This window comes from Bathymodiolus azoricus thioautotrophic gill symbiont (genome assembly GCF_001298715.1).
Classification (GTDB): Bacteria; Pseudomonadota; Gammaproteobacteria; order PS1; family Pseudothioglobaceae; genus Thiodubiliella.
On record NZ_CDSC02000506.1, the window covers coordinates 1 to 5,476 of the forward strand.

The 5,476-nt window shown below is 38.5% G+C and carries 4 protein-coding genes; 1 reads left to right on the forward strand and 3 read right to left on the reverse strand.

The features are described from left to right. Window positions 1–127: 127 nt before the first annotated feature. The 3 genes from pheA to serC are packed head-to-tail and all read right to left on the reverse strand — an operon-like array spanning window position 128 to window position 3,449. Window positions 128–1,204 carry a prephenate dehydratase gene (pheA, locus tag BAZSYMA_RS09495; protein ID WP_090718526.1) on the reverse strand — a complete coding sequence of 359 codons (1,077 nt, stop codon included), beginning with the start codon at window positions 1,202–1,204 and terminating at the stop codon, window positions 128–130. 8 nt (window positions 1,205–1,212) lie between these two features. Next, window positions 1,213–2,370, reverse strand: coding sequence for a phosphoglycerate dehydrogenase (locus BAZSYMA_RS09500; protein ID WP_090718529.1), 1,158 nt, complete (start codon window positions 2,368–2,370; stop codon window positions 1,213–1,215). After that, the gene (gene serC, locus BAZSYMA_RS09505) at window positions 2,370–3,449 is read right to left on the reverse strand and encodes a 3-phosphoserine/phosphohydroxythreonine transaminase (protein WP_090718532.1); all 1,080 of its coding nucleotides are present in this window, start codon (window positions 3,447–3,449) and stop codon (window positions 2,370–2,372) included. Before serC ends, BAZSYMA_RS09500 begins: the two co-directional genes overlap by 1 nt. A gap of 197 nt (window positions 3,450–3,646) precedes the next feature. On the opposite strand from serC, the gene BAZSYMA_RS09510 reads away from it, so the two are divergent. Then, window positions 3,647–5,317, forward strand: coding sequence for a TonB-dependent receptor plug domain-containing protein (locus BAZSYMA_RS09510; RefSeq protein ID WP_195910191.1), 1,671 nt, complete (start codon window positions 3,647–3,649; stop codon window positions 5,315–5,317). Window positions 5,318–5,476: the final 159 nt, after the last annotated feature.

The window sequence follows — 5,476 nt, forward strand, 5'->3', positions numbered from 1 at the left end:
GGGGTTTTACTAAACATCTGGGAAATTAAGTTTTTCTTCCCTCTTAAGAGCTGACACTAATTCTTTAATGTCATTAAAAGTGTTCATAATTTATAGTTTAAAGTCATAAACACTACATATTGCAAAATTACAGGACTGTGACAGGATAAGAGCCTAAGATATCTACCTTGAGCACTTTTTTGGCAATCTGTACCAAGGCACTGTGCACATGCGCCTCTTGCTGATGACCATCAATATCGATTAGGAACAGGTATTCCCACTTTATACCTGGCATTGGATGGCGTGCAAGTTGCAGTATATTTATATTTTGATCATTAAAAGGTGACAACAAATCAAACAACGCCCCTGCTTCGTGTTTGGCAACTACCAATAAAGAAGTTTTATCTTTACCTGAAGGCGCAACCTCTTCTTTGCCAAGCACCAAAAAGCGTGTGACATTGCCAGTTTTGTCTTCAATGTTTTTGGCAACACGCTCTAAGGCGTACAAACCAAGTGCTACTTCTGATGCAATCGCTGCAGCATTTGGCTCGTCTTTAACAAGTCGAGCTGCCAGAGCATTTGATGCTACAGACTTAAGTTGTGCTTTTGGATAATGATTTTTTAACCAGCGCTGGCATTGTTCAAGTGCTTGCTGATGTGCGTAAATTACCTCAATATCCTTAGATTGGTCTGCCATCATTAATTGGTGATGGATTGAAACTTCAACCTCGCCACAAATCTTTAAATCTTGAGAATAAAGCATATCAACCGTCGCCCCAATCACGCCATTAGACGAATTTTCAATTGGCACAACCCCATAATTTGCATTGCCTTTTTCCACTTCATGGAAAACCTCATCAACACTACCACAATCTAGCGTCGATACCGCGTGCCCGAAATTCTTGAGTGCAGCTTCTTGCGTAAAAGTACCTTCAGGACCAAGATAAGCAACATTGATACCTTGCTCAAGCGCAAGACAAGCGGACATAATCTCACGAAAAATATGCGCCATATCTTTGTCTTTAACTAAGTTATCATTGCGCTCAATAATCGTACGCAACACTTGCGCTTCACGCTCTGGGCGGTAAAAACTACTACTGTATTTTGCAGTCTTTTTAACTTCTGCAACTGCTGATGCCAGTTCGGCTCTACTACCAATTAACGACTGAATCTTCTTGTCCAGTGCATCAATTTCAACTCTTAGTTTTTCTAATTCTTTAGCCATTTTATCGCTTACAAAGCCCTTACCATTAAAATACCTTCAACCTGTTTTAAATTATTAACCACTGCATCAGAAACCCCGCCTTCTATGTCAACCAAAGTATAGGCAACTTCGTCTCTTGATTTGTTTAACATATCAATAATATTCACATTCTCATCAGCAAGTATGGTTGAGATTTGACCCACCATATTCGGAATATTTTTATGCGCAATTGCCAAACGAGAGCCCCTTGTTCTCGGCATTTTCACCTCTGGAAAATTCACCGAATTTAAGATATTACCATTTTCAAGATAATCTTTTATCTGGTTTGCCACCATAATCGCACAGTTATCTTCTGCCTCAGCCGTTGATGCCCCTAAATGTGGTAAAGCAATCACTCTATCGTGGTCTTTCTTACCATCAATTGGAAAATCCGTCACATAATATTTCACCTTGCCTGCTTCAAGCGCACTAATTAATGCATCTTCATCAATAATACCATCTCGTGCAAAATTCAAAATCGTTGCGCCCTCTAGCAACAAAGCAATGCGGGCTTCATTTAACAAATTCTTAGTGCCCTCCACTAATGGCACATGAAAAGACACAAAATCACTTTGTGAAAACAGCTCGTCAACACTCTGCGCCTGTTTAACATCGGCTGAGAGCATCCAAGCACTCTTAATAGTGATACTCGGGTCAAAACCAATCACTTTCATACCTAGCATACTCGCTGCATTGGCAATCTGCACACCAATGGCACCCAAACCAACAATACCCAGCGTCTTACCTGGTAACTCTGAGCCTGCATAATTTTTCTTACCGTCTTCCACCGCAGTTTTTAGATTGTTAAGTGGCAAGCTATTAACATATGCCCATGCCTGACAAATATTACGACTGGCAAGTAACATTGAGGATATCACCAATTCTTTTACTGCATTTGCATTTGCACCTGGTGCATTGAATACCACCACACCCTTATCGCTCATCTTATCTAGTGGAATATTATTCACACCAGCACCAGCACGACCAACAGCCTTTAGATTGTCTCCAATTTCTAGCTCATGCATCTTAGCACTACGCACTAAAATTGCATCAGGGTTTGTCATTTCAGAGGCAACTTCATAATCCTCTCTTGGTAGTTTTTGTAAACCAACGCTTGAGATGTTGTTTAATGTTTGTATCTTGTTCATTATCCGTTTTCTTTCTCAAAGTCTTGCATAAATGCAACCAACTGGTCAATGCCTTCTTGTGGCATAGCATTATAGATGCTCGCTCGCATGCCACCCAGAGAGCGGTGCCCTTTCAAGGTAATCAAACCATTGTTGGCTGCTTTTTCTAAGAAAAAAGGATTTAAATCTTCATTCGCTAACAAAAAGGGTACATTCATCCAAGAACGGTATCTCTTTGTCACAGGATTTAAGTAAAAATCAGACCCGTCAATCGCCTTGTAAAGTGTCTTTGCCTTACGCTCGTTAATCTTTGCCATTGCAGACAAACCACCTTGCTCCTTTAACCACTCAAATACACGACTTGCCACATACCAAGGGTAGGTTGATGGTGTGTTGTACATTGAATCATTATTCGCTTGCGTTGCATAATCAAATAAAATCGGTTGATTTTGTACCACATTACCTATCAAGTCTTCACGCACAATTATAATGCTCAAGCCAGCAATGCCAATATTCTTCTGTGCGCCTGCATAAATTACACCGTATTTTGAGACATCAATCTCACGCGATAAAATACTAGATGACATATCTGCGACTAATGGCATACCCACTTCTGGTGTGTAATCAAACTCCAAACCTGCAATCGTTTCGTTCGGCGTATAGTGCAAATAAGCGCCGTCTTCATCAATATTCCAACACTCAAAATCAGCAATATCAGTATACTTATTATCCGAACTATCCGTGCAAATATTCACACTACAATAACGCTGAGCCTCAGCAATCGCCTTCTTTGACCAATGCCCAGTATGGGTGTAATTCGCTTTAGTTTTACCACGCAATAAATTAATCGGAACCATAGAAAATTGACTAGATGCCCCGCCTTGCATAAACAAAACTTTATAGTGATCAGGAATGTTCATTAAATCACGCAAATTTTGTTCAGATTTTTGTGCCAATGCCATAAAATCTGCACCACGATGAGATATTTCCATGACCGATGCTTTGGCACTGCCATATTCTAAAAGCTCGGCTTGCATTAGTTGTAACACCTGCTTTGGTAACATTGCAGGACCTGCACTAAAATTATAAACTTGACTCATTTAAACCCACTCCCTGATTGATTAAAAATTAAAAGCATAATTTTATCAGAACTCAGCTATTTTAATATCTATAATACAATTCAGTTTTATTATGGAAGTGGGTGTGAATCCCACACTGTCCTCGCAACGGTATTTGTTTGTAAACATCAGTCCGATACATAATTCAACTTTTTCTTAACTCACGAAGGATGAATATCATGCAAAAAATCTTACTCATAATAACGCTTATCGCCAGTCTAAATACCAATGCAGCTTTAGGCCCTATTCCCATTTACCTTAACACCGAATACCGTACCGATAGCCCAGTGATCGGCTCTATTGCATCAACCCTTAGTTTTAGTGCTGATGATATTAAAGCAACAGGTGCCAACACCTTCTTAGATTTCTTGGCAACTGCGCCAAGTGTTGGTTTGTACAACCCATACGGCAATGTAGCTGCAATCTTTATGCGTGGTGGTGATTCAGACCACACTTTAGTTTTGGTTGATGGTGTTAGTGTCAATAGTATTGATTCATTAAATGGTGCAGTGGAATACGGGTTGACAAGTATTGCACTTAACGATATTGAAAAAATAGAAATAATTAAGAACTCAGGTTCTGTCCTATATGGATCGTCTGCTATTTCAGGCGTGATTAATATTACGACAAAAAAAGGCGCAGATGGCGCAAGTGCCGCACTAGCTATTAAATTTGGTACACACAATTCCAAAACTTACACGCTATCAGCCAATAACGGTGATAAAGATGGCTTTGTTAGATTCACCCACAACAAATACACAACCGATGGCATCAATGCTCAAACTGGGGATACAACTGGTGAAAAAGACAGTATCAACAATCAAACCACACAAATTAAAGCTGGCAATAAGCACTTTGATATTGGTTATTTAGAAAGTAGAAATAAAACACAATATGATGGCTTTAGTGGTACAGATGCTGGCGAATTAAGCGATATAAAATTAAACAAAATAGCCATTAATGCAAACAAAAAATTTAGCAACACTTGGAAGTCCACATTATCCCTGACACAAACTAAGAGCAAAAGAGACAGTGGCACGAGTGCTACCACCATAGGTGATAAATACAAAAAAACCACGATAACTGCACTTAACGATATAAAAATTGATGATGCTTTGCTCAATATCGGATTATCACAAGTTAAAAGCGAGAATACAACGAATAAATTAAAACACAACAGTAAAGATTTATTTATAAATTGGCAAAAAAACATCAATGAGTTAGATATCAATGCAGGACTTCGCTATATCAAACACAATAAGTTTGGCAACCATACTGTTTATAACATGGGATTTGGTAAAGAATTAGGCAACGGTATTAGACTGACGAGTAATTACAACACAGCCTTTCAGGCGCCAACACTCAAGGAAGTCACATCTGGCAATCAAATAAATGATTTAAAACCAGAAACCTCAAAAAATATCAATATAGGATTAAGTAAAAACCATGTTTGGGGTGAGGTGAGTCTATCGTTATTTAAAACAAAAGAAAAAGATGGGATTGGTTATACAGGTGGGTGGCCGAATTCTATTTACATAAACGAGGATCAATATAGCGCTAAAGGCGTCGAACTGTCATTAAGTGCTAATATTTATGGATATAACCTTAGCTTTAATCATGTCTATTCTAAAAGTAGTGTTAATAATAGCAACACACAGCCTATAAGAAGACCAAAAAATATCACCAACCTAACAATTGCTAAATTTAACGCAAGAGCGCAAGTAATTACAAGATCATCTAGTTTGGATAGTGGTGTTGCATTAGATGGCTACACTTTAATTAACTTATCAAATAGTTATGATATTAACAATAGCGCCAAAGTGTCATTAAATATTAAAAACTGCGACTGATAAAAACTTACACCATAGCTAATGACTACAACCAGCCCAGCCGAACCGTTGAAATAGGGCTAGATTATCAATTCTAAACGACCCTGTAAACCAGATTGTGTAAACCCCTCATATTTTATAATCCCTAAAAACGGAGAAAAAACCATGAGTAATACAACA

Excerpts from the sequence above, each read along its gene's own strand:
- pheA (WP_090718526.1), bottom strand. The coding sequence starts at position 1,204 with ATGGCTAAAGAATTAGAAAAACTAAGAGTTGAAATTGATGCACTGGAC.
- BAZSYMA_RS09500 (WP_090718529.1), bottom strand. The coding sequence starts at position 2,370 with ATGAACAAGATACAAACATTAAACAACATCTCAAGCGTTGGTTTACAA.
- BAZSYMA_RS09510 (WP_195910191.1), top strand. The coding sequence starts at position 3,647 with ATGCAAAAAATCTTACTCATAATAACGCTTATCGCCAGTCTAAATACC.
- serC (WP_090718532.1), bottom strand. The coding sequence starts at position 3,449 with ATGAGTCAAGTTTATAATTTTAGTGCAGGTCCTGCAATGTTACCAAAG.